Below are 26,794 nucleotides of genomic sequence, written 5' to 3' on the forward strand. Positions count from 1 at the left end.
TATGAAACAAAGCCGCCCCTATCCCGTCTATACCATCACTCCCAAGGGGGAGCGCGCGATTCTGTCCGGCCACCCCTGGGTGTACGCAGAAGAGCTCACCGACCAGCCCGATCCCGCCCCCGCCAACGGCGCGCTGGTGGACGTGGTCAGCGCCAAAGGCCGCTACCTTGGCACGGGCCTTTTGAGCCAGCACAGCAAGATCCGGGTACGGCTTCTCAGCCGCAACGCCAACGACCGCTTTGACGAGAACTTCTGGCGCCGCCGTGTGGAATACGCCTGGGCCTACCGCAAAACGGTGATGGGGCCGGAGGATCTCAGCTGCTGCCGGGTCATCTTCGGCGAGGCCGACCAGTTCCCCGGCCTGACGGTGGACCGCTTCGGCCCGGTGCTGGTGACCCAGACCCTGTCCTACGGCATGGAGCAGCTGAAGTCCGTCCTTTTCCCCATTCTGGTGGACGTGCTGCGCCAGGACGGCCAAGATATCCAGGGTATTTTCGAGCGCAACGATGTGGCGCTGCGCCAGCGTGAGGGCCTGGAGGAAAACAAGGGCTGGTTCCCCCTGGAGGGGCTGACACATCCCCAGGAGACCTGGACTGAAATCTGCGAGAACGGCGTGCGCTACCGGGTGGACTTTGAAAACGGCCAGAAGACCGGCTTCTTCCTGGACCAGAAGTACAACCGCCGGGAGGTGGCCAAGCTGGCCCGGGGCAAGCGTGTGCTGGACTGCTTCACCCACACGGGCAGCTTTGCCCTCAATGCCGCTTTGGGCGGCGCGGAGCACGTCACCGCCGTGGATGTGAGCCAGGCCGCGGTGGACCTGGCCCGGGACAACGCGGTGCTCAACGGTCTGGAAGGGCGCATGGATTTCCTCTGTGCCGACGTCTTTGACCTGCTGCCCAATCTGGAGCACCAGCCGGACTACGACTTCATCATTCTGGACCCGCCCGCCTTCACCAAGTCCCGCAAGACTGCCCGCAACGCCATGCGTGGCTACAAGGAGATCAACTACCGGGCCATGAAACTGCTGCCTCGCGGCGGCTACCTGGCCACCGCCAGCTGCAGCCACTTTGCCACCGAGGAGATGTTTATCAAAATGCTCCGCTCCGCCGCCGCCGATGCCGGGCGGCAGCTGCGGCAGATCGAGGTGCGCCAGCAGGCTCCTGACCACCCCATCCTCTGGAACGTGGAGGAGACCAACTACCTGAAGTTCTTCCTCTTCCAGGTCATTTAAGCACAAAAACAGCCCGTCCCACAAAGGGACGGGCTGTTGGCATATTAGGCTTGGTTCTGGGCCTCCACCAGGCGCACGCCGCAGTACTTCTCCCGCAGCTTGGGCTTTTCGATCTTGCCGGTGGGGTTGCGGGGCACGTCGGCGAAGATGATTTTCCGGGGCCGCTTGTACCGGGGCAGGTCGGTGCAGAACTGGTTGATCTCGCTCTCGGTACAGGTCATGCCGTCCTTCACCTGGATAATGGCCGCGGCGATCTCGCCCAGGCGCTTGTCGGGCAGGCCGATCACGGCCACATCGTGGATCTTGGGGTAGGCAGACAGGAAGTCCTCGATCTGGACGGGGTAGAGGTTCTCACCGCCGGAGATGATAACGTCCTTCTTCCGGTCTACCAGGAAGTAGAAACCGTCCGCATCCTGCTTGGCCATATCGCCGGTGTGGAGCCACTCCCCGTGGAGCACGGCGGCGGTGGCCTCGGGGTCGTGGTAGTAGCACCGCATGACGCCGGGACCCTTGACGCACAGCTCGCCCACCTCACCCTGGGGCACGGTCTGGCCCTGCTCGTCCACGATCTTCACCTTCCAGCCGTAGCCGGGAACGCCAATGGCACCCACCTTGTGGATGTGATCCATCCCCAGGTGGACACAGCCCGGGCCGGTGGACTCGGACAGGCCGTAGTTGGTATCGTATTTGTGGTGGGGGAAATACTCCATCCAGTGCTTAATGAGGGAGGGCGGGACCGGCTGTGCGCCGATGTGCATCAGCCGCCACTGGCTGAGCTGGTAGTCCTCCAGCTTCAGGTCGCCCCGGTCCAGCGCGGCCAGGATATCCTGACACCAGGGCACCAGCAGCCACACGATGGTGCACCGCTCTTGGGAGACGGCGTCAAAGATGGCCTTGGGGCTGTTGCCCTTCAGCAGGACTCCCTTGCTGCCGGTAAACAGGGAACCAAACCAGTGCATCTTGGCGCCGGTGTGGTAGAGAGGCGGGATGCACAGGAACACGTCCTCATGGGTGGTCTCGTGGTGGATGGCCTCCATCCGGGCCGCCTGCAAGAGACAGCGGTGGCTGAGCAGGATGGCCTTAGGGAAGCCGGTGGTACCGGAGGAGTAGTAGATGGCGCCGTCATCCTCGTCGTCCACCAGCACCTTGGGGGCGGCGGAGGAACAGTTGGCGGTGGCGCGGTGGTAGTCCTCGGCAAAGGAGGGGCAGGTCTCACCCACAAAGAACAGAAGGCGCTCCCGTCCGATGGAGGGGACAATGTCCTCCACACGGCCGATAAACTCCGGACCGAAGAACAGCACGTCGGCGTCGGCCAGCTTCACACAGTACTCGATCTCCTGGGCAGTATAGCGGAAGTTCAGGGGCACCGCCACCGCTCCGGCCTTGAGGATGCCGAAGTAGATGGGCAGCCACTCCAGGCAGTTCATCAGCAAAATGGCCACCTTCTGGCCCTTTTTCAGCCCTCGGCCCAACAGCAGGTTGGCCACCCGGTTGGCCTTCTCGTCAAAGACGGACCAGGTGATCTCCCGGCGGTAGGGTGCGGTGGAGGTGGGCTGAATGAGCGCATACTCCTTCCAGGTGACCCGCTGGGTCTCCTGAACCTCGGGGTTGATCTCTACCAGGGCGACCTCGTCGCCGTAGAGCTTGCTGTTGCGCTCCAGCAGATCGGTGATAGGCATGGCGCTCGTTCCTTTCAAAACCGGGCGAGGCCCGGATGCTTTCGCGGTTTCAATCTTTAAACCGTTAAAGTATCATAACCCAGAACCAATCAAAAGTCAACCCCTGGATTCCCTTTTATCCCAGGGAAATGCCCATGCGCCGGGCCACTTCCAGCATGCCGTGGCCGTCGGGGACCAGGCGGCTCTTGCCGGCAATGTCGGCGAGCTTGTTTTCTCCCACGTGGTTGTTCTTCATGGCCACGGTGATACCGAAGTTGCCGTCCTCCACCATCTTGGCGGCGTAGGAGCCGAACTGGGTGGCCAGCACCCGGTCGTAGGGAGAGGGACTGCCGCCCCGCTGGGTGTGTCCAGGAACACAGGTGCGGGTCTCAAAGCCGGTCATCTCCTCGATCTGGCGGGCGATGCGGTTGGTGGCGGTGGTGATGCCCTCCTCCTTGCGCTTGGCCAGACGCTCCTTCTTCTTCATGCGGGACTCCTTGACGTCATAGACGCCCTCGGCCACGGCCAGGATGGAGAAGTGCTTGCCCTGCTTGGCCCGGTTCTCGATGGCGGCGCACACCTTTTCAATGGTGTAGGGTCGCTCGGGAATGAGGATGATATCTGCGCCGCCGGCGATGCCTGCGTACAGGGTGAGCCAGCCCGCCTTGTTGCCCATGAGCTCCACCAGCATGCAGCGGCTGTGGCTGCCGGCGGTGGTGTGGACCCGGTCGATGGCCTCGGTGGCAATATCAACGGCAGAGTGGAAACCGAAGGTCACGTCGGTGCCGTAGATGTCATTGTCGATGGTCTTGGGCAGGCCGATGATGTTGAGGCCCTCCTCAGCCAGAAGATTGGCCGTCTTATGGGTGCCGTTGCCGCCCAGACAGAGGAGGCAGTCCAGCTTCATGGCGGCGTAGTTCTTCTTCATCTCAGCCACCTTGTCCACATCGTCCTCGCCCACGACCCGCATGAGCTTGAAGGGCGTGCGCTTGGTGCCCAGGATGGTGCCGCCTACGGTAAGGATACCGGAAAATTCATAGGGCTTCATCTCCCGCCACTCGCCGTTGATGAGACCGGAGAAGCCGTTGGAAATGCCGACGATGGTCACGTCCTCCCCAAAGCGCTGATACAGGGCCTTGGCCACGCCGCGGATGGTCGCGTTGAGCCCCGGGCAGTCACCGCCGGAGGTCAGGATACCCACTCGCTTTTTCATAAGAGTTCCCCCTTCATTACAATCTGGTACAAGAGTACTTTTTCCCGCATGGATTGTCAATATCCTCCTGGCGCGGGTATGGTGCTGTTCCGGTATCATTTTTTGCATTTCTCTTTACCCAGGTAGCTTTCTTTGGTATAGTAAATATGAAAAAATGCCAGCCGTATGATCCAGAAAGATTTTTTCGGAAGGGAGGTGCCCGGATGATCCGAATCGCTGTGGCTGAGGACGATCTGTCCTGGGCTCATCAACTGCAAACCTATGTGGACCAATACGCCCGGGAATCGGGTAAAAGCTTTGAGGTGTCTCTGTTTGCCGATGGAGAGGATCTGCTGGAGCAGTATCATGGACAGTTTGATCTGGTTTTTTTAGATGTCCAGATGCGCTTTCTGGATGGAATGGCCACCGCGGAGCTGATCCGCCGCACCGACCCGGAGGTCATCATCATCTTTATTACCAACATGGCCAGTACGCCATCCGAGGCTATGAGGTGGACGCGCTGGACTACATGCTCAAGCTGGTGGGCTACACCACCTTTGCCCAGCGGCTGAGCCGGGCGCTGAGCCGGATGCGCCGCCGGGAGCGCACCTATATCACCGTCCCCATCAAAGGAGGGGCTATGAAGCTGGCGGTGGAGGACATTACCTTTGTGGAGAGCCAGGGCCACCGCCTCATTTACCACACCGCGGAGGATGAGTATGTCAGCGCCGGGACCATCAAGGACGCGGAGGAGAAGCTGGAGGGCTACCACTTCTTCCGCAGCAACAAGGGCTATCTCCTGAACCTGGCACATGTGGACGGCATCCAGGACGACTGCGCCCTGGTGGGAGAGCATAAGCTGCTCATCAGCCGCTCCCGCAAGGCCCCCTTCCTGGAGGCCCTCACCGCCTACATGGGAGGTGGCGCCCGTTGAGTGAGACCATGCCCCGCCTGTTTACCGCTCTGGCCGAGTGGGGAGCCTGCATGCTCTTTCTCCTTCAATATCCCCGCAAGCTCAACGGCCTTCGGTTCTGGCTGGCTGCGGCGGGCGCTCTGGTGGTGCAGGTTCTGTGGCTGGAGGGAACCGGCTCCCTCCCCGTCGCTTTCTGGATGCCCGCCATGGCGGTAGCCGTGGGGCTCATGTTTTTGTTCCTAGTGGTCTGCGGCCGCAGCGACCTGCTGGGTGCGGGCTACTGCACGGTGCGCGCCTTCCTGCTGGCGGAATTCACCGCCTCGCTGGAGTGGCAGCTGTACGCTTTCTTCGTGAGGGAACCAAAATCGACGGCTTTATTCCGGCGACTGTCTTTCTCGTTGTGATATATAGCTGCGTCTTTCTGCTGACCTACCACCTGGAGCAGCGGGTATCCCAGGGAGGTGACCTGCCCCGGATGACCCGGCGTGAGCTGCTGTCCGCCGCCTCCATGGGCCTGGCCGCCTTTCTCATCAGCAATATGAGCTTCGTCACCGCCAACACTCCCTTCACCAGCTCGGTGGAGCAGGAGATCGCCAACATCCGCACCCTTGTGGATCTGGCCGGTGTCGTCATTCTCTACGCCTACCACATCCAGCTCTTTGAGCTGCACACCCGCCGGGAACTGGACGCCATCAAGAACATTCTGCAAAACCAGTATGTACAGTACCGCCAGTCCCGGGAGTCCATCGATGTCATCAACCGCAAGTACCACGACCTCAAGCACCAGATTGCCGTGCTCCGGGCGGAGGAGGATCCCGCCCGCCGCTCCGCTTTTCTGGACCAGATGGAGGAGGAGATCCAGCACTACGAGGCCCAGAACAAGACGGGCAACTCGGTGCTGGACACGGTGCTTACCGGCAAGAGCCTCTACTGCGCCAAGCACCAAATCAAGCTCACCTGCGTGGCCGACGGAGCCCGGCTGTCCTTTATGGACGTGATGGACATCTGTACTCTGTTCGGCAATGCTTTGGACAACGCCATCGAGTGTGAACTGTCCATCCCGGATAAAGAAAAGCGGCTCATTCACCTGGAGGTCTATGCCAAAAAGGACTTTCTGGTCATCCGGTGCGAAAACTACTGCCCCGCTCCCCCCGTCTTTCAGGATGGTCTGCCCATGACCACCAAGGCCGACCGGGAGTACCACGGCTACGGCCTGAAGAGCATGCGCTACACCGCCCAAAAATACGGCGGCACCATGACGGTCCAGGCCAAGGACGAGTGGTTTCAGCTCACCTTGCTCTTTCCGCTGGAGCACCATTAAGTTGCGGAAAAACTTTCCCCTTGCGGCCACCCCCGCTTGTTTATACTGCCAAACAAGCGGGGTTTTATTTTGTGTACTTTCACAATATTTTTTACAGTTTGCGCCCAAAAGACAGCAGTTTGTGCCTTTCATGAAAAAACGAGGTTAAGTTGTGATATGGCCGGCCCCGGTCAGACCGGCTTCAACGCTCTGGGCGAGATCCTCGCCGGCGGGGTGAATCCCTCCGCCAAGATGGTGGACACCTATGTCTATGACCTGACCCAGACCCCCACCTGGAACAACTTCGGCAGCATGTTCTATGACAACATGGACGAGTTTGCCGTGGACGGCGCGGTTCCCTCCTTTGTCAACTACGTAGAGGGCATCTATGTGGGCTACAAGTTCTATGAGACCGCCGCTGCCGAGGGCCTCATCGACTGCGACGGTCCTGCCTCCATCAACAACAACTTCACCGGCAAGGGTTCCATCGGCTTCCCCGCCGCTGTCATGATCGCCGCCACCTGGAATGTGGATCTGGCCAATGACTTCGGCGAGCGCATCGGCAAGATGGCCGACGAGATGGGCGTGTCCGGCTGGTACGCTCCCGCTATGAACACCCACCGCTCCGCTTTCGCCGGCCGTAACTTCGAGTACTACTCCGAGGACGGCGTTCTGGGCGGCAACATGGCTGCCAACGCCATCCTGGGCGCTCAGGAGCACGGCGTGTACGCCTACATGAAGCACTTCGCTCTCAACGACCAGGAGACCAACCGCTGTGGCATGCTGTGCACCTGGGCCAACGAGCAGTCCATCCGTGAGATCTACCTCAAGCCCTTCGAGATTGCTGTGAAGGACGGCGGCTGCCAGGCGGTCATGTCCTCCTTCAACTACATCGGCACCACCTGGGCCGGCGCCTGTGACGAGCTGCTCAACAACGTCCTGCGTGACGAGTGGGGCTTCCAGGGCTTCGTGCTCACCGACTACTTCGGTGTGTACGGCTACATGGATTCCGACCAGGCTATTCGCGGCGGCACCGACTGCATGCTGGTCGCCTATGACACCGAGACCAACCATGTCACCGACACCACCAGCGCTACCTCCGTGCTGGCTATGCGTCAGGCTTGTAAGAACATCCTGTACACCACGGTCAATTCCCGCGCCTATGACCCCGCCAACCTGTCCGGCGGCGGCCTGCAGGGCTGGCAGATCGCTGCCATCGCCATCGACGTGGTGGTGGGTGTGATCCTGGTGGCCGGCGCTGTGATGATCGTTAAGAAGTCCAAGAAGATGGAGGATGCCTCCGCTGAGGACACCACCGAACAGGTTTAACCACGCTGAAAATCCCCGGGAACACCGGGGATTCCCTTACCTCCGCTTTTGCCCCATGGGCACCCATACCGCTGAATGAAAGGGAGATAGACTGTGAAACACAAAGACATTCTGGATAAGCTGACCCTGGAACAAAAGATCGCCCTGCTCTCCGGCCGTGACGTGTGGAGCACCTACCCCTTTCCCAAGGCGGGTGTGCCCAGCATGTTCCTGTCCGACGGCCCTCACGGGGTACGTAAGCAGTTGGGAGAGGGCGACCATTTAGGCATCAATGCCAGTCAGCCTGCCACCTGCTTCCCCACCGCCGCCGGCATCGCCAACAGCTGGGATGAGGAGCTGGCCACCCTGTGCGGCCGCACCATCGGCAAGGAGGCCGCCTGCCAGCAGGTCAACGTCCTGCTGGGTCCCGGCCTGAATACCAAGCGCAGCCCTCTGGACGGGCGCGACTTTGAGTACTACTCCGAGGACCCCTACCTGGGCGGCAAAATGGCCGCCGCCTTCATCCGGGGCGTGCAGGAAAACGGTATCTCCGCCTGTCCCAAGCACTTTGCCGCCAACTCTCAGGAGCTGCTGCGCATGACCAGCGACAGCGTGGTGGATGAGCGCACCCTGCGGGAGCTGTACCTGACCAACTTTGAGATCGCCGTCAAGGAGGGCCATCCCAAGTCCATCATGTCCTCCTACAACAAGGTAAACGGCACCTACGCCAACGAGAACGCCCACCTGCTCACCGAGATCCTCCGGGACGAGTGGGGCTTTGACGGCTTTGTGGTCACCGACTGGGGCGGCTGCAACAGCCAGACCGCCGGCATCAAAGCGGGCAGCAACCTGGAGATGCCCGGCACCATCGGCGACAGCGACCGGGAGCTGATGGCCTCCCTGAAAGAGGGTAAGATCACCGAAGGGGAGATCGACCTGCGGGTAGACCAGCTGCTGGACGTGATCCTGGCCACCCATGAGGCCACCGCCGGCGGCAAGCGGGACTTCGATCAGGAGGCCCACCACGCCGTGGCCCGTCAGGCCGCTGCACAGACCGCTGTACTGCTGAAGAATGAGAATGATCTGCTGCCTCTGGCTCCCAACACCCGGGTGGCCGTTATCGGCGACATGGCTCTGGAGCCCCGGTATCAGGGCGCCGGTTCCTCTCTGGTCAATCCCACCCGTCTGGACAAACCTCTGGACTGCCTGAAGGCCAGCGGTCTGGACGTAGTGGGCCACGCCCAGGGCTACCTGCGCAACGGCAAGGATGACGCGGGCCTTCAGCAGGCCGCGGTCCAGCTGGCTGCCCAGGCCGATGTGGTGCTGCTCTATCTGGGTCTGCCTGAGATCTTCGAGAGCGAGGGTATGGACCGCAGCCACATGCGCCTGCCCGCCAATCAGAACCGACTGCTGGAGGCAGTGGCCGCTGCCAACCCCAAGGTAGTGGTGGTCCTCTCCGGCGGCTCTCCTGTGGAGCTGCCCTGGTACGACAAGGCCGCCGCCATCGTCCACGGCTATCTGGGCGGCCAGGCTGGCGCCGGCGCCATGGCCGACATCCTCACCGGCAAGGTGAATCCCTCCGGCAAGCTGGCCGAGACCTATCCCTTGGTCTATGACGACACCCCCAACCGGGACTTCTTCCCCGGCCGGGAGCTCACCGCCCAGTACCGGGAGTCCATCTTTGTGGGCTACCGCTACTATCTCACCGCCCAGAAGGCCGTGCGCTTCCCCTTCGGCTTTGGTCTGAGCTACACCACCTTCGCCTACTCGGACCTGAAGGCCGACAAGGAGAAGGTCACCTTCACCCTCACCAACACCGGCAAGCGCGCCGGCGCGGAGGTGGCCCAGCTGTATGTCTCCCGGCCCAACAGCCAGCTCTTCACTCCCCTGCGGGAGCTTAAGGGCTTTGCCAAGGTCTTCCTCCAGCCCGGAGAGAGCCGCACCGTTACCATCCCCCTGGATGACAAGGCCTTCCGTTACTTCAACGTGAAGACCAACCGCTGGGAGATCGAGGGCGGCGAGTACCGCCTGGAGGTGGGCGCCAGCGCCGCCGACATCCTGCTCACCGCTTCCGTGGAGGTGGAGGGTACCGGCGCTCCCATCCCCTACGACCGGGAGAAGCTGTCCTGCTACTACTCCGCCCAGGTCCAGGCCGTCCCCGACGACCAGTTTGAGACCCTGCTGGGCCGTCCCATCCCCCAGGACAAGTGGGACCGCTCCCAGCCTCTGGGCTACAACGACAGCCTGTCCCAGATGATTTACGCCAAGGGCTTTGTGGCCCGCTTCGCTGCCGGCCGTCTGGCGGCTATCCAGCGCAAGAGCGAAGAGAAGGACCAGCCCAACCTGAACGTTCTCTTTATCCACAGCATGCCTTTCCGCGGCCTGGCCAAGATGAGCAACGGACTGGTGACCACCGAGATGACTGCCTCCATTCTGGAGGCCTGCAACGGCCACTTCTTCCGCGGCATGGGTAAGACCATCGCCGGCTTCTTCGCCAACGGGAAGGTCAAGAAGGAGAGGAGCAAAAAACTGTGAGTTTTTGGAATAATTTTGCGGCCAAGCATCCCGGAGCTGCCAAGTGGATCCGGGAAGGCGGCCTGTTCGTCATTGTCAGCAACGTCATCACCGTCTTCAAGTACATCCTGCTGACCTTCCTGCCCGCCGCCTTCGCCGGTCTGCCCATGGTGGACTTCGGCTGGCCGGGGATCCCCATCACCCTGTTTGGTGAGACCTTCCAGTGGAACATCCTTGGCTACGACGTGGACCACGGCGGCCTGCCTTACTTCTGCGCCTACATGGTCGCCATGGTCATCGGCGAGTGCATCAACTTCCCCCTCCAGCGCAACCTGGTCTTCCGCAGCAAGGGCAACCTGGCCTACCAGATCCTGTGGTACGTCATCGCCTTCTGCATCATCACCTGCATCGTCAACTCCATTAACTGCATCTGGATGGCGGTGGCCGGTCTGTTCGTGCCCGCTTTTATCTACAACATCGGTACCGTGGTGCTCAACGGCGGTATCTCCATGGTGATCTTCTTCTTTGTCAACAAGATCATCTTCCCCGAGGGCGAGGCCCAGAAGAAGTAATACTCTTCCTTCCCATAAAGGCGTCTCTGGCAAAAGCCAGAGGCGTCTTTTGTTTATTTTTCCCTTTTTTCTACCCCATTTTTATATCTCCGTCTTAAAATCGCCGAATCTGAAACTTTCCTGAATTGCCCTTGCATTTTCTTTTTCACTTTGCTATAATAAACCACAAGTTCACATGGACATTTGTCTTTTTGTTGTGGACATTCGGGAATTTGCCCGAAAAAGATTGGAGGAACGAACATGAAACGATTTCTGGCTTTGGCTACGTCCTGCGCCCTGATGATCGCCGCTCTGGCTGGCTGCGGCAGCTCCGGCTCCGGCTCTGGTTCCGGCGGCGGCTCCGCTTCCGGCGACAAGGTAATCAAGATCGGCGTGTTTGAGCCCGCTTCCGGCGACTCCGCCTCCGGCGGCAAGAAGGAAATGCTGGGCATGCAGTATGCTAACTCCGAGACTCCTACCGTCACTGTGGGCGGCGAGGAGTACAAGGTCGAGTTGGTCTATGCTGACAACGGCTCCTCCACCGACAAGGCCCCCACCGCCGCTTCCCAGCTGGTCAGTGAGGGCGTGGCCATGGTGCTGGGCTCCTACGGCTCCGGCGTGTCCATCGCCGCCGGCCCCACCTTCGGCAACGCTGGCATCCCCGCCATCGGCGTGACCTGCACCAACCCCAACGTCACCGCCGGCAACGACTACTACTTCCGCATCTGCTTCCTGGATCCCTTCCAGGGCACTGTTCTGGCCAACTTCTCCATGGATAAGTTCCAGGCCAAAACCGCCTACTGCCTGGGCGAGGCGGGCAACGAGTACGACCAGGGCCTGATCGCCTTCTTCAAGCAGGCCTTTGAGGCCGCCGGCGGCAAGGTCATCACCGACTCCTTCCCCACCAACAACTCCGACTTCAACTCCTACCTGAACAAGGCCAAGGACCAGGGCGCCGACGTTATCTTCACCCCCGTGTCCATCGCCTACGCCACCCAGATCATCACTCAGGCCGCTTCTCTGGGCCTGGAGATCCCCTTCGTGGGTTCTGACACCCTGGACGACAACATGGTCCTGGAGGCCGCCAAGGGCACCAACATTCAGCTGTACGTGTCCACCTTCTATCAGGAGGGCGGCAACCCTGACTTCGACGCGGGCATCAAGAACTACATCAACACCGCCTCCGGCGCTCTGGAGTCCAACGGCGGCAACGACACCGTAGCCGCGGTCACCGCCATGGGCTATGACGCCTACTATGTGGCTCTCGAGGCCATCAAGAAGGCCGACAGCGTGGACCCCGCCGCCATTAAGGCCGCCCTGTGGGATGTGGAGTATGACGGCGTGTCCGGCCACATCGCCTTTGACGACACCAACGGCGACGCCGTGCGTGACACCGCCTATATCAAGCACTCCACCAACGACGGTGCCTGGGAGCTGGAGACTCAGCAGACGGTAGCGAAGTAAGCTCCCCGCCCCGCAATTGATTTGATTTACGGTTTGGCGGGGGCCCCCTCGGGTCCCCGCCAATTCTGTATCCACCTCCCGCTGGGCCGCCCCAAAAGGAGGCGGTCTCCCCCTCTTTTTGGGACTGTCCAGCAAAACTTTGACTGAGGAGGAAATTCCATGGAATTTTTTATCTCCACCCTGCTTTTCGGCATCTCGGTGGGCGGCCAATATGCCCTCATCGCCATCGGCTACACCATGGTCTACGGCATTTTGCGCCTGATTAACTTCGCCCACGGCGACGTGTTCATGGTGGCCGGCCTCTTGGGCATCTACCTGAGTGCCACCTTCCCCCTGTATGTGGCTATGCCCCTGGTGGTCATCCTGACGGTGGTTCTTGGCTTCTGCATTGAGCGTGTGGCCTATAAGCCCCTGCGCTCCGCCCCCCGTATGAGCGTCATGATCTCCGCCATCGGCGTGAGCTACCTGCTCCAGAACACCGCCACCTACGTCACCGGCGGTCAGCCCATGATCTACCCCTCTCTCCCCTTCCTGTCCGACACCATCACCGTGGCCGGCACCTCCATCAAGTGGGTGGTGCTGCTCACCCCCGTTCTGGTGGTGGCCCTGGTCATCCTGCTCACCCTGCTTATCAACCGCACCAAGGTGGGCATGGCCATGCGGGCGGTGGCCAAGGATTTTGAGACCAGCCAGCTCATGGGCATCAAAATCAACTCCGTCATTTCCATCACCTTTATCATCGGCTCGGCTCTGGCTGCCATTGGCTCCATGCTCTACTTCACCACCTACTCCTCCGTGGTCCCCACGGTGGGCTCCATGCCCGGTCTGAAGGCCTTCGTGGCCGCGGTGTTCGGCGGCATCGGCTCCATCCCCGGCGCGGTGATCGGCGCGTTCCTCATCGGCATCTGCGAGAACTTCGTGAAGATCCTGCCCTTTGAGGGTGCCACCACCTTCGTAGACGCCTTTACCTTTGCCCTGCTGATCATCATTCTGGTCTTTAAGCCCACCGGCCTGTTCGGTGAAAAGGCCACGGATAAGGTGTAAGGAGGTAGCACTATGATTCAAGAGAAACGAAGCAAACGGGGCGCCCTGCTGGGGCTGGCCGCCGCGATTCTGGTGCTGGTTCTGGTGACTGTACTGGAGAACACCCTCCCCTCCACCAGCCAGCTGTTTGTGGTCCTGAAAAAGGGCGCGGTGTACTCCCTGGTGGCCGTGTCCATGAACCTGGTCAACGGCTTTACCGGCCTGTTCTCCCTGGGCCAGGCGGGCTTTATGCTGCTGGGCGCCTACACCTATGCCATCCTCACGGTCCCTGTATCCGCCAAGGACACGGTGTACTACCTGTTCGGCGGCTCGGCGGTAAAGTTCTCCCTGCCTGACCTGTTCGGTGGGGTGGACACCCCGGCCGGTCTCATTCTGGGCGTGCTGCTGGCCATCATTCTGGGCGGCTGCGTGGCAGCTTTCTTTGCCTACCTGATCGGCCTGCCGGTGCTGCGCCTCAAGAGTGACTATCTGGCCATTGCCACCCTGGGCTTTGCCGAGATCATCCGGGCCATCTTCCAGTGGCAGGCTCTGGGCCCCATCACCAACGGCGCCAACATGATCACCCAGATCCCCACCTTCAACAACTTCAACATCACCGACTCCAGCGGCAAGGTGGTGTTCTACCTGTCCTCCTTCTTCCCCATGCTCATCATGATCATCTGCGTGGCCATCATCGTCATGCTCATCAACTCCTCCTACGGCCGGGCCTTCAAGGCCATCCGGGAGGACGAGATCGCCGCGGAGGCCATGGGCATCAACCTGGCCAAGCACAAGATGCTCTCCTTCGTCATCAGCTCCTTCTTCTCCGGCGTGGGCGGCGCACTGTTTGCCATGTTCGCCAACAACGCCCAGGCCAAGGTGTACACCTCCACCATGACCTATGAGATCCTGCTCATCGTGGTCATCGGCGGCATCGGCTCCATCTCCGGTTCTGTCCTGTCCACCTTCCTGTATGTGGCCTGCTCCGAGTGGTGGCTGCGCGGCCTGGACATGGGCTCCTTCCTGGGCATCAAACTGGGCCTGTTCCGCAACGGCTTCCGCATGGTGGTCTTCTCCGTGGTCATCATGATCGTGGTGCTCTTCTTCCGTCAGGGCATCATGGGCAACAAGGAGATCACAGACCTGCTCAAACCCCGTAAGAAAACCAAGGAGGTGGCGAAATGAGCCTGGAACATATCCTCCAACTGGAACACATCACCATGCAGTTCGGCGGCGTGGTGGCCGTCAATGACCTGTCCCTGGAGGTAAACAAGGGAGAGATCGTGGCTCTTATCGGCCCCAACGGCGCCGGCAAGACCACCGCCTTCAACTGCATCACCGGAGTCTATGAGCCTACCAACGGCCGGATCTCCTTCCTGGATCAGCCCATGGTGGAGAACTTCCCCAAGGGCAAAATGCAGAAGCTGTATGCCGGGGAAAACAAGGGCAAGTACACCCATACTCTCAACCCCACCCCGGATAAAATCACCCAGCTGGGCATCGCCCGTACCTTCCAGAACATCCGCCTGTTCTCCAAGCTGTCGGTGCTGGACAACGTGCTCATCGCCAAGCACATGCGTGCCAAGCAGAACGTATTCTCCGCTACCTTCCGCCTCAACGCCGCGGAGGAGAAGCGGATGCGGGAGGAGTCCCTGGCCCTGCTAGAGGAGCAGAACCTGCTGCATCTGAAGGACGAAGTGGCTGGCTCTCTGCCCTACGGCCTGCAGCGCCACCTGGAGATCGCCCGCGCCCTGGCCACCCAGCCCAAGCTCCTGCTGCTGGACGAGCCGGCCGCCGGCATGAACCCCCAGGAGACCCAGGAGCTCTCCCAGTTCATCCACCGCATCCGGGACGAATACAATCTGACCATCCTCATCATTGAGCACCATATGGATCTGGTCATGCAGATCTCCGACCGCATCTACGTGCTGGACTTCGGCAAGCTCATTGCCCAGGGTACGCCGGCGGAGATTCAAAACAATCCTCGGGTCATCGAGGCATATTTGGGGGTGGCAGACGATGCTGAAGATTGATGAATTGAAGGTAAGCTACGGCGGCATTGAGGCCGTAAAGGGCATCACCTTTGAGGTACCCGAGCGCAAGATCGTCACCCTCATCGGCGCCAACGGCGCGGGCAAATCCACCACCCTGCGCACCATTGCCGGACTGGTGAAGCCCGCCCACGGCCACATCCACCTCCAAGGCGAGGACATCACCGCCCTCAGCCCCGACCGCATCGTCTCCAAGGGCATCACCCTGGTGCCCGAGGGACGCCACGTCTTCCCGGACCTCACCGTACTGGAGAACCTGAAGATCGGTGCCTACCTGCGCCGGGACAGCCTGGACGACGACCTCAACTGGGTCTATGAGCTCTTCCCCCGCTTGAAGGAGCGCTCCTGGCAGGCGGCGGGCACCCTGTCCGGCGGCGAGCAGCAGATGCTGGCTGTGGGCCGCGCCCTCATGTCCCGCCCCAAGATCATCATGATGGATGAGCCCTCCCTGGGCCTGGCCCCCATCGTGGTCAAGGGCATCTTTGACATCATCAAGGAGATCAACCGCCAGGGCGTCACGGTCCTGCTCATCGAGCAGAACGCCAACATGGCTCTGCGCATCGCCGATGTAGCCTACGTGCTGGAGACCGGCAAGATCACCCTGTCGGGTTCCGGGCGAGAGCTGCTCAACAACGAACAAGTAAAGAAGGCCTATCTGGGCTAAAAAAACGGACCTGGCGGATTGCTCCGTCAGGTCCGTTTTCTTATTTATGCTCGGGCACGATCTCGATCCAATAGCCGTCGGGATCGGAAATGAAGTAGATGCCCATAGCGGGGTTCTCAAAGCAGATGCAGCCCATCTCCTCATGCTTCTGATGCAGCTGCTCGTACTCGTCGGTGTGGAAGGCCAGGTGGAACTCACACTCGCCCAGGTTGTAGGGCTCGGTCCGGTCCCGCAGCCAGGTCAGCTCCAGCTGAAACTCGGTGAGGCCGTCCCCCAGGTACACCAGACGGAAGGAGCCGTCCTCGGCATCCCGCACCCGCACAGGCTCCAGGCCCAGGGCCTTTTTATAGAAGTCCAGGCTCTTGTCCAGATCCAGGACATTGAAGTTGAAGTGATTGAATTTGATCATAAATCCTTCTCCTTTTATTCCTCGTCCAATTTGAGAACTGCCCTGGCGTCGAAGCAAAGTCCATTCCGCTCACAGCGCCCTGGCGGGCACTCCTCGCTGCATTTCCTTGCTTCTCCTTTTCCCGCCAAACCCGCTTACCCGCAAGGGGCACGCCGCATCCGTAAGGCGGCACAGCCGCCAACGGCTGCGCAGGCGCTGGCTTTGGCGGGAGGGCCGCCTGCGGCGGCTTTTTTATTCCTCGTCCAGCTTGAGAACTGCCATAAATGCCTCGGTGGGCATCTGCACGGTACCCAGGGAGCGCATTTTCTTCTTGCCTTCCTTCTGCTTCTCCAGCAGCTTCTTCTTACGGGTGATATCGCCGCCGTAGCACTTGGCCAGCACGTCCTTACGCATGGCCTTGACGGTCTCACGGGCAATGATCTTGCCGCCGATGGCCGCCTGGATGGGCACCTCAAAGAGCTGGCGGGGAATGTTCTCCTTGAGCTTTTCACAAATCTTCCGGGCGCGGCCGTAGGCCTTGTCCTTGTGGGCAATGAAGCTCAGGGCGTCCACCTGGTCGCCGTTGAGGAGCAGGTCCACCTTCACCAGCTGGCTGGGCTGATAGCCCTCCAGCTCATAGTCCAGGCTGGCGTAGCCCTTGGTGCGGGCCTTCAAGGCGTCGAAGAAGTCGTAGATGATCTCGCCCAAAGGCATGGAGTAGTGCAGCTCCACCAGGTTGGTGTCCAGATACTGCATGTCCTTAAAAATTCCCCGGCGGTCCTGACACATGGGCATGATGTTGCCTACGTAGTCGGGGGGCGCGATGATGGACACCTTGGCGTAGGGCTCCCGGGCCTCGGTGATCAGGCCGGGATCGGGGTAGTTGTGGGGGTTATCCACCTTCACGGTAGTCCCATCTGTTTTATCTACCTCGTAGATTACAGAGGGTAGTGTGGTAACCAGGTCCAGATCGAACTCCCGCTCCAGGCGCTCCTGGATGATCTCCATGTGGAGCATGCCCAGGAAGCCGCAGCGGAAACCAAAGCCCAGGGCGATGGAGGATTCGGGCTCGAAGGACAGGGAAGCGTCGTTGAGCTGGAGCTTTTCCAGGGCGTCCCGCAGGTCAGGATATTTGCTGCCGTCCTGGGTGTAGATACCGCAGTAAACCATGGCCTGGGCGGGCCGGTAGCCGGGCAGAGCCTCAGCAGCGGGCTGATCGGTTCCGGTGATGGTGTCGCCCACCCGGGTGTCCTTCACGTTCTTGATGGAGGCGGTAAACCAGCCTACCTCGCCGGCGGTGAGCTCGGGGCAGGAGTCCATACCCAGAGGCCGGAGATAGCCGCAGTCCAGTACCTGGTAGGAGGCGCCGGAGGCCATCATCTTCACATTCATCCCCTTCTTCAGGGTACCCTCCATCACACGGAAGTAGACGATAACCCCCACATAGGGGTCGTACTGGCTGTCAAAGACCAGGGCCTTCAGAGGGGCACTGGCGTCGCCGGTGGGGGCGGGCACGTTCTGTACAATGTCCTCCAGCACGGCGGGGATGTTGATGCCCATTTTCGCAGAGATCTCCGGGGCCTCCATGGCGGGCAGGCCGATGATAGCCTCTACCTCCTCCTTGGCCTTCTGGGGGTTGGCGGCGGGCAGGTCGATCTTGTTGAACACGGGGAGGATCTCCAGGTCGTGCTCCAGAGCCAGGTAGGTGTTGGCCAGAGTCTGAGCCTCCACGCCCTGGGTGGAGTCAACTACCAGCACCGCACCCTCACAGGCGGCCAGAGACCGGGACACCTCGTAGTTGAAGTCCACGTGGCCCGGGGTGTCGATGAGGTTGAGGTGGTAGGTCTCCCCATCCTGGGCCTGGTACTCCAGACGGACGGCACGGGCCTTGATGGTGATACCGCGCTCCTTCTCCAGGTCCATGTTGTCCAGCAGCTGAGACTCCATCTGCCGCTCAGTCACTGCATGGCACTGCTCAATGAGACGGTCAGACAGGGTGGACTTGCCGTGGTCGATGTGGGCAATGATAGAAAAATTGCGGATTTTGGATTGATCGGTCATAGATACCCTCCAAAGATGAGATTCAGATTCATAAACAGGCGGCGCTTATTTATTATCTTTATTATCCCGGCCGCCAAATAGCTTGTTCATCCGCTCGCCGGAGTTGTGGATGAGCTGCAGCATGGACTGATAAAGCACGGGATAATCCCGGGCCAGAGCGGCGTGGTCCATCTCAGGCATCTGGCCCTTGTCCTTCACATGCTGGGCCAGAGCATCCTCCAGCTCCACCCGGGACAGATCCATATCCGCCTGGGCCAGGCCAGCCTGGGCATGCCGCTGGGACACAGAGAAGAAATCGGGGTTGTTGGCCGGGTTGGCGTGGTAAAGCTGGCGGTACACCGAGTAGACCGCCGAGGACAGGTAGTTGGAGGCGGCACGGATGGCCTCCCGGCTGCCGGTCTTCCCCAGCAGGTCGAAGAGCATTCCCACCGAGTTCACCAGCAGCTTCTTGGACAGCAGGGCCAGCACAGAGCCCCGCATAGAATTGTTTTTCTCTTCGCTGACGTCGTAGAGTTCCTCAGCTCCAATGGTGGTGCCATCCCGGGTCAGGGTGCGGCCCAACAGGTAATCGGCAGACACACCATAATAATCACAGGCCTTGACCACAAAAGGCAGACCGGGCTCACGGATGCCGTTTTCGTAGTGAGACATAAGGGCCTGAGAGATACCCAGCTCCGCAGCGGCTGCGCGCTGACTGACTCCTTTTTCCTGACGCAGCAGGGACAGGGTACGGGCAAATTCTGCGTTCAAATTGTTCACCTCTATCCGAGCGGCCAGGCCTGCCGATTACTCGATCCGGCTGCCGCCCTAAAAATCAATACACTTGGTATAGTATAAACGACCCAATACCTTTCGTAAAGAGAAATTTCATATTTTTGTGGGTTTTTTTGTATCCTTTTCGAGAAATCCGGCAAAATGAAAGTGCAGTAACTCTTGCATTTTCCACGGGAAAATGCTACCATAGTCCCAGAAAAGAGTGCATGACGTGAGGCGTTTTTTTCGTCTCCCGCACCCAAGTTTCTGTTTTGGAAGGAATGGTTCACATGTTCAAGAAACTCATCGACATCCTGAAGGCTCATCCCCGTAAGATCGTATTCACCGAGGGCACCGATCCCCGTATTCTGGAGGCCTCTGCCCGTCTGCTGTCCGGTACTTTCCTGACCCCCATGCTGGTGGGTAAGGAAGAGGAAGTCCGCGCTGCCGCTGAGGACGCCGGCTTCAACATCCGCGGCGCCATCATCGTAGACCCCGAGACCTACGAGAACATGGACGCTATGGTTGCCAAGATGGTCGAGCTGCGCAAGGGCAAGATGACCGAGGAAGAGTGCCGCGCTGCTCTGAAGAAGGGCAACTACTTCGGCACCATGCTGGTGGCTATGGGTGAGGCCGACGCTCTGCTGGGCGGCGCTACCTACTCCACCGCCGACACCGTCCGTCCCGCTCTGCAACTGGTCAAGACCAAGCCCGGCAACAAGATCGTCTCCTCCTGCTTCATCCTGGTTCGTCCTTCCGCCACCGGCGACAACGACGTGCTGGCTATGGGCGACTGCGCCATCAACATCAAGCCCAACGAGGACGAGCTGGTTGAGATCGCCGTGGAGACTGCCAAGTGCGCCAAGATCTTCGGCATTGACCCCAAGGTTGCTTTCCTGAGCTACTCCACCTTCGGCTCCGGCAAGGGCGAGGACGTGGACAAGATGCGCAACGCCTGCGAGAAGGCCAAGGCTGCTATGCCCGAGATCCCCGTGGACGGCGAGCTGCAGTTTGACGCCGCTGTGTCTCCCCGCGTGGCTCACACCAAGTGCCCCGACTCCAAGGTGGCCGGTTATGCCAACACCTTCATCTTCCCCGACATCAACGCCGGCAACATCGGCTACAAGATCGCTCAGCGTCTGGGCTCCTTCGAGGCTTACGGCCCCATCCTGCTGGGCCTGAACGCCCCCATCAACGACCTGAGCCGCGGCTGTAACGCCCAGGAGGTCTACTCCATGGCTATTATCACCGCCGCTCTGGCTGGCAACTAATCTTCTGCCACATAAAAAAGGACCGCCTTTAGATGGGTGCTCGTAAGACAGTAATTCTAAAAAATTACTATTTTACGGCATCTGTCTGGCAGGGTTGGAAACAACAACGAAAAGAACGATGTCGAGTCGCATGACCGGCATCGTTCTTTTTTACCAACAAAACATAAAATTACGGAGGTATTTACCATGAAACACCTGTTATCTTGTGAATTTAACCTTGATACTGCTTGTGTAGAGCTTTGCTTTTCAGACGGCAGCATGGTTTCTATCGACACTATTGCTGTGGAAAATGAGGTAGTAAACAATATGTATCAACAGTCGGAACTCGACTATCTGATCTATAATGACCCTGCTGCATATGCTGATTTAATCCTTAACGGCGATCCTGCTGTCTACCTCAAGACAGTTACGGAATACCAAAACCTTGATTGATTTTTGGTGACGAACAAGAGCTGCCCTGCCATTCAGCGGGGCAGCGCTTGTTTTGGCAAAAATGTGTTCATGAAAAGTTATGCTTTACTTTGGTGAATTGGGAAACTAATCTTGAAAAATATGGTGCCTTCTTGTATAATGATGTGTGTACACACACCGACTTACCGGAAAGGATGAAACCGATGGCCGATACGCATATTAAATATAACGATCACTCGATCAACTCCGCATTTAAGAATCACTACATTGTTCCCGACTATCAACGAGAGTATGTTTGGAAAGACGAACAGGTAGAGCAGCTGTTGGCAGACTTACTGGATGCCTACAATACCGATAGTCAAAAGGCTTATTTCCTTGGCACTATTGTAACTTATGACTCTGGCAGCCAGTTTGAGTTGATTGACGGACAGCAGCGCCTTACCACATTTTTTATTCTGTTGTGTGCGATCAAAAAAATCTACATAGATCATGGTGAACAAACCAGTGTTATTGAAAATTTAATTTATAGCCCAACTATGAATAGTGAGGGTGATGTGATTAACTTGTATCATCTCCAGCTTCAATATGAAGATGCAGGAAATTGTTTGGAGCTGATTGAAAAAGGACAGGAACGGCCGAACTATATCACGCAATCGGGAGAAAGACTGTTCGACGCATTCAAGACGATCCAGGACTTTTTGCAGGAGCAATTCCCCCAAATCGCTGATTTGAAAAAATTTGTTGTGTTTCTGCTAAACAAAACAAGCTTTATTCGTATTGAAACTTATGACATTTCCGATGCACTGAAAATTTTTGAAACAATCAACCAGCGAGGCAAAGGGCTTGACCCGATGGATTTGCTTAAGAATATGGTTTTCCGTCAGGTTGACAGAAGCAAATTCAAAGAACTAAATATGAACTGGAAATCTATTACTCGTTCGCTGGAAAAAATTGATGAGAAGCCGCTCCGTTTTCTTCGCTATTTTATCATGGCCAATTATGATACCTCCAGCGAAAAAGATGGGATTCTCCGTGAAGATCAGATCTATACCTGGCTCAGTAATAACAACGCACAGTGCCATTATGAAGAAGCTCCATTTCAGTTTGTTCAAAAAATGGCACAGAATGTTGAGTTATATGTTAAGTGCCGGATGCCCGATGATGCATCAGAAGGAAATGTACATTTGAAGAACATTCCTTTGTTGGCAGGTAAATCTTATAAGCTGCACTTGATGCTTCTTCTTGCGGCTTCCAACATGAACTCGGAAGCATTTGCCAAATTCAAAAGCATTCTTGAATCTGTAGTTTATTACACGGTAATTGATAAAATAGCGACCAACATCACAGAGCGAACTTTTGCATTGTGGTGCAGAGATGTTCGCAATATCGTTACAGCAGAGGACTTAGATTGTTTTGTAAAGAACACTATTATTCCCACGGTGAATGACTGGAAACTCGATAATAAATCCAACTTCCTTCGCTTGGGGTTGAACAGTATGCAGCAATATCGAATCAAGTTTATTCTTGGTAAAATCACTGCGTATGTAGATGCATTGAAATTAGGAAAAACCACGGTGGAGGACTTAACCACCTATACGGAAACAGCAGTTGAGATTGAACACATTATGCCGCAGACTTGTACAGATAAAGGATTGTACGGCATGAATGAAGAAGAATTTTCTGTATATATTAACAGGCTTGGAAATCTTACCTTGCTTGAAAACACCATCAACAGATCAATCCAGAATGATGTTTACGCAAACAAGGCAACTTACTATAAACAGTCTAAATTCTACATCACTTCTTCTATCTCGGAACTGGTGAATTTAGGACAGGATACTGCTATCAATAGAACAAACTCACTGCTGTCGTCTTGGTCTGATTGGAATAAGCAAGCCATTGAAGAACGACAAGAAATGTTCTATCGGTTAAGCGAAATGATATGGGAGCTGCGATAACCTACCAGCAAAAAAGAAGTGCTTTAGAGGTATTCACAATGGCAGAAAAACGAAAACCAGCAATCCGTCAGCGCCCGATACAGGTCAAGTTTTTTGTAGACGAAAAAGAGCTTGACCTGATAAAACAGAAAATGGCACAGATGGGAACGGACAACATGAGTGCTTATCTCCGCAAAATGGCAATCGACGGGTATGTTGTGAATTTGGATATGCCCGAACTCCGTGAGTTGACTTTCAAAATGAAGCGAATATCCAACAGCGAAAACCAGATTGCCAAACAGCTCAACACAACGGGTAACATCTACGAAACGGACATCGAAGAAATCAAAAAGAATCAAGAGGAAATCTACGAAGGGATTAAAAAAATTCTGCTTTCTCTCTCCCATCTGAAGTGATATTAGCTCCGCAGGAGCGTAGCCGATTTTGAAAAAATCGTCAAAGGGTTTGGGATGCTTCCCAACAAGCTTTTGCAAAAGTCAGCTTCGCTGAAATTTGCAAAACGCACGATGTGTGTACACACGTGCACTGCTTGCAAAGTTTGTTTTAACCTTTTGTAGGCAAATGGAAGATTTTCGTTTTCCGCAAAATCGGCAACGCTGTATTTTCTGAAAAATCACAGTGTGCAGCTACGCCTGCTGTGCTTGCTATCCCAGTGATAATTTAGAATCGAAGTGAATGAAAAGGAGGCTCGACAGGATGGATGAGAAACGAAAAGAGGAAGAAGTTCGTGAGCTTACTCCCGAAGAAATAGACGATATGATTCTTGAGGAACAGATTGAGAGCGGAGAGTATGACGAGGAAGTTTCCGAATACTACTTCTCCAATCCCGACCCGTATGCCAAGGTCGAGTCTCGCCCCGATGATGCACCAAAGCGTGACATCAAGTTTGATGAGAACGGTAACATTGTTGTAAGAAATCTGTCTGCCTTTTGGCTGCCCGAATTGACAATCGTGGATGAAATCGGCGGCGCAGAATATACCGTTACAGGCAGCTATGAGGGCACGGAAACTCTTGATAAAAAGCTCAAACGCATTATGGAGCAGAACGCTACCGATGATGAATCTGATATCACGGAGGATGGCGAATGAATAACGACACCTCTCTTGATATAAACACCAATTCCAATCCTGTACAAACAGTTGCCCAACAAAAGGAGGATAACGAAATGTTAAGGGCAACCGACAAAATCACAGCACTTTATTGCAGATTGTCCGTAGAGGACACCAAGGATGAGAAGAAAAACGGCAAAGAGGATTTGTCAAATTCCATCCAAAATCAAAAGGCTATGTTGCTTCAATACGCACGAGATCACCGCTTTCCCCACCCGACATTTTTCATTGATGACGGCTACAGCGGTGTGACCTATGATCGTCCTGGTTTTCAGAAAATGCTTGATGAAATTGAAGCCGGTCATGTGGGTGCAGTCATTACGAAAGACCTATCAAGGCTTGGGCGAAACTCCGCTTTGACGGGACTGTATATCAACTATACTTTCCCTCAGAACGATGTCCGCTACATCGCCATCAATGACCACTTTGACAGCATCAACCCCAACAGCACCGACAGTGACATTGCTGGTATTAAAAACTGGTTCAACGAATTTTTCGCAAAGGATACAAGCCGAAAGATTCGTGCGGTGCAAAAAGCAAAAGGTGAGCGTGGCGAAAGATTGACCGTCCATGTGCCGTATGGCTACATGAAAAACCCCGAAAATCCAAAGGAATGGGTAATCGACGAGGAAGCTGCACAGGTGGTCAAGAAGATTTTCACGCTCTGCATGAACGGACGAGGACCGAGCCAAATTGCAGACCAGCTTGAAAAGGACAAGATACTCACACCTACCGCATACAAAAACAAGCAAGGTGTGAAAACACCGCACACCGAGCCGGAAAATCCTTACCGCTGGCACGAAAGCACCGTTGTCAATATTCTTGAACGAAAAGAGTACATTGGCGCAACGGTCAATTTTAAGACCTACACCAATTCTATTTGGGACAAGAAGCAGAGGGAGAATCCCGAAGAAAATCGAGTGATTTTCTACAACACCCATCCTGCCATTATCGAGCAGGAAGTCTTTGACAAGGTGCAGGAGATTCGTCAGCAGCGACACAGGCGAACGGCAACAGGCAAGAGCAGTCCGTTTTCGGGATTGGTATTCTGTGCCGATTGCAATCAGAAGCTCTACTATTCCACCACCAAATACTTTGAAAAGCGACAGGACTTTTTCATCTGTTCCACTCACCGTGCCAACAAGGACAAGTGCAGCGGACACTACATTCGTGCCGTAGTTTTGGAGGATTTGGTCTGGAATCACATGAAAGAGGTTATCTCTTATGTGACCCGATATGAAGCACATTTCAGGGTGGAAATGGAGCAAAAACTCCGTCTGCAAAGCGAGGAAACCATAAGGTTATATAAGAAGCGTCTGGCACAGGCAGAAAAGCGTATAGGGGAGCTTGACCGCCTGTTTATCAAAATCTACGAGGACAACGCCAAGGGCAAGCTAAACGATGATCGCTTTTCCATGATGAGCAAGACCTACGAGGATGAGCAGGCGCAGCTCAAAGTTGAAATCGTAAATCTGCAAAAAGAGATTGAAGTACAGGAACGACAGATAGAAGACCTTGAACAGTTTATTCAGCGGGCACATAGATACACCGACCTCACAGAACTTACGCCATATGCTCTCAGAGAGCTTGTAAAGGCGGTTTATGTGGAGGCACCGGACAGTCCAGCGGTAAACGCAAACAGAGGGTACATATCGAATATGACCTTGTTGGCTATATTCCCGTGTATGAACTGATAAAAGCGGAACAGGCATGACCGAAATCATGCCTGTTCCAAGAAATTCACATATTACTGTTTTACGACCACCGAGCATTGGGTGGTCCTTTTTTATCTCTCTACGCGTTTGATTGGCAAACCCGGTTTACTCATATCGGTTTCCCTGGCTGTCGTAGTACGCAACATGGCTGCTATACTCCTTTGCTGCCGCGTCAATCTTCACGCATATAATATCCATATTCGTGGTATCAAAGCGTTTTACAGGCTGCAGCTCCCCATTGACAATGTACGTTGCCTCGGCATACTCGGTCTGCGCTCCACAAAACCAGATCAGATTATATCGTGTTCCGTTGATCGCAGTGGTATCAATCACGATATCATCTTTCTCTCTGTTTACCGAAGAGCTAAATTCGTATTTTCCGTCTCCCAAGGGGCTGAACACAGCCAGGGTCACTTTTCCATCGGTACTGTACGCGCCGCTTACAATATGGTCCTCCAGCTTGGTCTCCGTGGCAATGGTCCACTGCGTTCCTTTGCCCTGGGAGATCGCCTGATCCAAGAGCACCTCTCTGCTTTCCAGCGTAGCGCCATCCTCCTCTTTCTGGCTTTGATAAAATACTACGCCGCAGATAAGAAGGACAGCCGCCAGTAAAAATACGCCAATGATACGTTTTTTCATTGTCCTCTCCCCTTCTGTTCCTCTCTGTAAAAACAGGTCTCTTTTTATTCAGTATACCATACCATTCTCTGTTCTTCTACCTTCCCACGTCTGAAAAGGCAAAAATGGCAGCATCCAGAACATCTGGATACTGCCATTTGATTGTTCCTTATTCCAAGGCAGTTGCTCTCTCTTATACCCCGGCCATCTGGTCCTGATCCAGCACCTTGATATCCCGCTGAGCCAGTGCCTGCTCCGCGGCCTCCACATCCTGGACCCGGAAGATCATGTAGGCGGAGTTAGCCTGCTTGCCGCCCAGGAAGGCGTACATGTACTCCACGTTGATCTTGGCGTTGGAAAGTACCTGGAGTACCCGGTTGAGTCCTCCAGGCACGTCGGGGATGGCCACACCCACCACAGGGGTGATGGAGTGAACATAGCCCGCGTCCTTAAGAACTGTGGTTGCTTTGTACACATCGTTGACGATGATGCGCACGATGCCGAATTCACTGGTCTCAGCCAGGGAAAGGGCCCGCAGGTCCACCTTGTTCTGAGCCAGAACACCGGTCAGGCCGTACAGGGCTCCCGGCTTATTTTCCACAAAAATGGAGATCTGCTTGATGCTCATGGCGAACCCTCC

General features: G+C 56.5%; 26 protein-coding genes. 19 read left to right on the forward strand and 7 right to left on the reverse strand.

Features of this window, described 5'->3' with window-relative positions:
- Position 1: 1 nt before the first annotated feature.
- Positions 2-1,231, forward strand: coding sequence for a class I SAM-dependent rRNA methyltransferase (locus ACLTXB_RS04900; RefSeq protein WP_428226228.1), 1,230 nt, complete (start codon positions 2-4; stop codon positions 1,229-1,231).
- Between the two features lie 44 nt (positions 1,232-1,275).
- Here ACLTXB_RS04900 and ACLTXB_RS04905 read toward each other — a convergent pair whose 3' ends face one another.
- Both ACLTXB_RS04905 and ACLTXB_RS04910 read right to left on the reverse strand, forming a co-directional pair.
- Complete coding sequence (locus tag ACLTXB_RS04905; RefSeq protein ID WP_235398396.1) at positions 1,276-2,910, reverse strand: class I adenylate-forming enzyme family protein; 1,635 nt, start codon at positions 2,908-2,910, stop codon at positions 1,276-1,278.
- Positions 2,911-3,025: 115 nt separating this feature from the next.
- Positions 3,026-4,102, reverse strand: a complete 1,077-nt coding sequence (locus tag ACLTXB_RS04910; protein ID WP_008982103.1) for a 6-phosphofructokinase — start codon at positions 4,100-4,102, stop codon at positions 3,026-3,028.
- 203 nt (positions 4,103-4,305) lie between these two features.
- Here ACLTXB_RS04910 and ACLTXB_RS04915 point away from each other — a divergent pair, with 203 nt between their 5' ends.
- The 12 genes from ACLTXB_RS04915 (at position 4,306) to ACLTXB_RS04970 (ending at position 15,869) form a co-directional block, all read left to right on the forward strand.
- Entirely contained in the window at positions 4,306-4,653 is a 348-nt protein-coding gene (locus ACLTXB_RS04915; RefSeq protein WP_428226229.1) for a LytR/AlgR family response regulator transcription factor, read from the forward strand.
- The gene (locus tag ACLTXB_RS04920; RefSeq protein ID WP_428226230.1) at positions 4,593-5,015 is read left to right on the forward strand and encodes a LytR/AlgR family response regulator transcription factor; all 423 of its coding nucleotides are present in this window, start codon (positions 4,593-4,595) and stop codon (positions 5,013-5,015) included. The genes ACLTXB_RS04915 and ACLTXB_RS04920 overlap by 61 nt, the downstream gene beginning before the upstream one ends.
- Positions 5,012-5,398: a hypothetical protein gene (locus tag ACLTXB_RS04925; protein WP_428226231.1), complete on the forward strand. Its 387-nt coding sequence runs from the start codon at positions 5,012-5,014 to the stop codon at positions 5,396-5,398. Before ACLTXB_RS04920 ends, ACLTXB_RS04925 begins: the two co-directional genes overlap by 4 nt.
- On the forward strand, positions 5,395-6,315 hold the full coding sequence (locus ACLTXB_RS04930; protein ID WP_428226232.1) for an ATP-binding protein: 921 nt from the start codon (positions 5,395-5,397) through the stop codon (positions 6,313-6,315). Before ACLTXB_RS04925 ends, ACLTXB_RS04930 begins: the two co-directional genes overlap by 4 nt.
- Before the next feature lie 156 nt (positions 6,316-6,471).
- Positions 6,472-7,623, forward strand: a complete 1,152-nt coding sequence (locus ACLTXB_RS04935) for a glycoside hydrolase family 3 N-terminal domain-containing protein (RefSeq protein WP_428226233.1) — start codon at positions 6,472-6,474, stop codon at positions 7,621-7,623.
- A 93-nt stretch (positions 7,624-7,716) separates the two neighbouring features.
- The gene (locus tag ACLTXB_RS04940; protein ID WP_428226234.1) at positions 7,717-10,137 is read left to right on the forward strand and encodes a glycoside hydrolase family 3 C-terminal domain-containing protein; all 2,421 of its coding nucleotides are present in this window, start codon (positions 7,717-7,719) and stop codon (positions 10,135-10,137) included.
- Complete coding sequence (locus tag ACLTXB_RS04945; protein ID WP_008982108.1) at positions 10,134-10,688, forward strand: hypothetical protein; 555 nt, start codon at positions 10,134-10,136, stop codon at positions 10,686-10,688. The genes ACLTXB_RS04940 and ACLTXB_RS04945 overlap by 4 nt, the downstream gene beginning before the upstream one ends.
- A 240-nt stretch (positions 10,689-10,928) precedes the next feature.
- A complete protein-coding gene (locus ACLTXB_RS04950) occupies positions 10,929-12,131 on the forward strand; it encodes an ABC transporter substrate-binding protein (protein WP_020989399.1) in 1,203 nt (400 codons plus the stop codon).
- A 159-nt stretch (positions 12,132-12,290) separates the two neighbouring features.
- Positions 12,291-13,175 (forward strand): branched-chain amino acid ABC transporter permease, encoded by an 885-nt coding sequence (locus ACLTXB_RS04955; RefSeq protein WP_008982111.1) that lies wholly within the window; start codon positions 12,291-12,293, stop codon positions 13,173-13,175.
- Positions 13,176-13,187: 12 nt separating this feature from the next.
- Complete coding sequence (locus tag ACLTXB_RS04960) at positions 13,188-14,339, forward strand: branched-chain amino acid ABC transporter permease (RefSeq protein ID WP_110441431.1); 1,152 nt, start codon at positions 13,188-13,190, stop codon at positions 14,337-14,339.
- On the forward strand, positions 14,336-15,187 hold the full coding sequence (locus ACLTXB_RS04965; protein ID WP_428226235.1) for an ABC transporter ATP-binding protein: 852 nt from the start codon (positions 14,336-14,338) through the stop codon (positions 15,185-15,187). Before ACLTXB_RS04960 ends, ACLTXB_RS04965 begins: the two co-directional genes overlap by 4 nt.
- Complete coding sequence (locus ACLTXB_RS04970) at positions 15,174-15,869, forward strand: ABC transporter ATP-binding protein (protein ID WP_428226236.1); 696 nt, start codon at positions 15,174-15,176, stop codon at positions 15,867-15,869. Before ACLTXB_RS04965 ends, ACLTXB_RS04970 begins: the two co-directional genes overlap by 14 nt.
- Before the next feature lie 40 nt (positions 15,870-15,909).
- On the opposite strand, the gene ACLTXB_RS04975 is transcribed toward ACLTXB_RS04970, so the two are convergent.
- The 3 genes from ACLTXB_RS04975 to ACLTXB_RS04985 all read right to left on the reverse strand — a co-directional run bounded on the left by ACLTXB_RS04975 (position 15,910) and on the right by ACLTXB_RS04985 (position 19,077).
- Positions 15,910-16,278, reverse strand: coding sequence for a VOC family protein (locus ACLTXB_RS04975; RefSeq protein ID WP_428226237.1), 369 nt, complete (start codon positions 16,276-16,278; stop codon positions 15,910-15,912).
- A 231-nt stretch (positions 16,279-16,509) separates the two neighbouring features.
- A complete protein-coding gene (lepA, locus tag ACLTXB_RS04980; RefSeq protein WP_008982116.1) occupies positions 16,510-18,318 on the reverse strand; it encodes a translation elongation factor 4 in 1,809 nt (602 codons plus the stop codon).
- A 45-nt stretch (positions 18,319-18,363) separates the two neighbouring features.
- Positions 18,364-19,077: a helix-turn-helix domain-containing protein gene (locus tag ACLTXB_RS04985; protein ID WP_428226238.1), complete on the reverse strand. Its 714-nt coding sequence runs from the start codon at positions 19,075-19,077 to the stop codon at positions 18,364-18,366.
- A gap of 284 nt (positions 19,078-19,361) precedes the next feature.
- On the opposite strand from ACLTXB_RS04985, the gene pta reads away from it, so the two are divergent.
- From pta to ACLTXB_RS05015, 6 genes are all read left to right on the forward strand, one after another.
- The gene (gene pta / locus ACLTXB_RS04990) at positions 19,362-20,342 is read left to right on the forward strand and encodes a phosphate acetyltransferase (protein WP_428226239.1); all 981 of its coding nucleotides are present in this window, start codon (positions 19,362-19,364) and stop codon (positions 20,340-20,342) included.
- A gap of 186 nt (positions 20,343-20,528) precedes the next feature.
- Entirely contained in the window at positions 20,529-20,774 is a 246-nt protein-coding gene (locus ACLTXB_RS04995; protein ID WP_079698696.1) for a DUF6061 family protein, read from the forward strand.
- Positions 20,771-22,711: a DUF262 domain-containing protein gene (locus ACLTXB_RS05000; protein ID WP_428226240.1), complete on the forward strand. Its 1,941-nt coding sequence runs from the start codon at positions 20,771-20,773 to the stop codon at positions 22,709-22,711. The genes ACLTXB_RS04995 and ACLTXB_RS05000 overlap by 4 nt, the downstream gene beginning before the upstream one ends.
- Positions 22,712-22,749: 38 nt before the next feature.
- Positions 22,750-23,106 (forward strand): plasmid mobilization protein, encoded by a 357-nt coding sequence (locus ACLTXB_RS05005; protein WP_428226241.1) that lies wholly within the window; start codon positions 22,750-22,752, stop codon positions 23,104-23,106.
- 301 nt (positions 23,107-23,407) lie between these two features.
- Complete coding sequence (locus ACLTXB_RS05010; protein ID WP_428226242.1) at positions 23,408-23,800, forward strand: hypothetical protein; 393 nt, start codon at positions 23,408-23,410, stop codon at positions 23,798-23,800.
- Entirely contained in the window at positions 23,797-25,515 is a 1,719-nt protein-coding gene (locus ACLTXB_RS05015) for a recombinase family protein (protein WP_428226243.1), read from the forward strand. The genes ACLTXB_RS05010 and ACLTXB_RS05015 overlap by 4 nt, the downstream gene beginning before the upstream one ends.
- A gap of 126 nt (positions 25,516-25,641) precedes the next feature.
- Here ACLTXB_RS05015 and ACLTXB_RS05020 read toward each other — a convergent pair whose 3' ends face one another.
- Both ACLTXB_RS05020 and ACLTXB_RS05025 read right to left on the reverse strand, forming a co-directional pair.
- A complete protein-coding gene (locus ACLTXB_RS05020; RefSeq protein ID WP_428226244.1) occupies positions 25,642-26,175 on the reverse strand; it encodes a hypothetical protein in 534 nt (177 codons plus the stop codon).
- Between the two features lie 172 nt (positions 26,176-26,347).
- On the reverse strand, positions 26,348-26,782 hold the full coding sequence (locus ACLTXB_RS05025) for an ACT domain-containing protein (protein WP_008982121.1): 435 nt from the start codon (positions 26,780-26,782) through the stop codon (positions 26,348-26,350).
- Between the last annotated feature and the right edge of the window lie 12 nt (positions 26,783-26,794).

It is taken from the genome of Flintibacter sp. (assembly GCF_046973065.1).

Coding starts and splice junctions, on each gene's coding strand:
- ACLTXB_RS04935 (WP_428226233.1), top strand. CDS start 6,472: ATGGCCGGCCCCGGTCAGACCGGCTTCAACGCTCTGGGCGAGATCCTC.
- ACLTXB_RS05005 (WP_428226241.1), top strand. CDS start 22,750: ATGGCAGAAAAACGAAAACCAGCAATCCGTCAGCGCCCGATACAGGTC.
- ACLTXB_RS05015 (WP_428226243.1), top strand. CDS start 23,797: ATGAATAACGACACCTCTCTTGATATAAACACCAATTCCAATCCTGTA.
- ACLTXB_RS04960 (WP_110441431.1), top strand. CDS start 13,188: ATGATTCAAGAGAAACGAAGCAAACGGGGCGCCCTGCTGGGGCTGGCC.
- ACLTXB_RS04965 (WP_428226235.1), top strand. CDS start 14,336: ATGAGCCTGGAACATATCCTCCAACTGGAACACATCACCATGCAGTTC.
- ACLTXB_RS05010 (WP_428226242.1), top strand. CDS start 23,408: ATGGATGAGAAACGAAAAGAGGAAGAAGTTCGTGAGCTTACTCCCGAA.
- ACLTXB_RS04900 (WP_428226228.1), top strand. CDS start 2: ATGAAACAAAGCCGCCCCTATCCCGTCTATACCATCACTCCCAAGGGG.
- ACLTXB_RS04950 (WP_020989399.1), top strand. CDS start 10,929: ATGAAACGATTTCTGGCTTTGGCTACGTCCTGCGCCCTGATGATCGCC.
- ACLTXB_RS04910 (WP_008982103.1), bottom strand. CDS start 4,102: ATGAAAAAGCGAGTGGGTATCCTGACCTCCGGCGGTGACTGCCCGGGG.
- pta (WP_428226239.1), top strand. CDS start 19,362: ATGTTCAAGAAACTCATCGACATCCTGAAGGCTCATCCCCGTAAGATC.
- ACLTXB_RS04915 (WP_428226229.1), top strand. CDS start 4,306: ATGATCCGAATCGCTGTGGCTGAGGACGATCTGTCCTGGGCTCATCAA.
- ACLTXB_RS04970 (WP_428226236.1), top strand. CDS start 15,174: ATGCTGAAGATTGATGAATTGAAGGTAAGCTACGGCGGCATTGAGGCC.
- ACLTXB_RS04955 (WP_008982111.1), top strand. CDS start 12,291: ATGGAATTTTTTATCTCCACCCTGCTTTTCGGCATCTCGGTGGGCGGC.
- lepA (WP_008982116.1), bottom strand. CDS start 18,318: ATGACCGATCAATCCAAAATCCGCAATTTTTCTATCATTGCCCACATC.
- ACLTXB_RS04975 (WP_428226237.1), bottom strand. CDS start 16,278: ATGATCAAATTCAATCACTTCAACTTCAATGTCCTGGATCTGGACAAG.
- ACLTXB_RS05025 (WP_008982121.1), bottom strand. CDS start 26,782: ATGAGCATCAAGCAGATCTCCATTTTTGTGGAAAATAAGCCGGGAGCC.
- ACLTXB_RS04905 (WP_235398396.1), bottom strand. CDS start 2,910: ATGCCTATCACCGATCTGCTGGAGCGCAACAGCAAGCTCTACGGCGAC.
- ACLTXB_RS04995 (WP_079698696.1), top strand. CDS start 20,529: ATGAAACACCTGTTATCTTGTGAATTTAACCTTGATACTGCTTGTGTA.
- ACLTXB_RS05020 (WP_428226244.1), bottom strand. CDS start 26,175: ATGAAAAAACGTATCATTGGCGTATTTTTACTGGCGGCTGTCCTTCTT.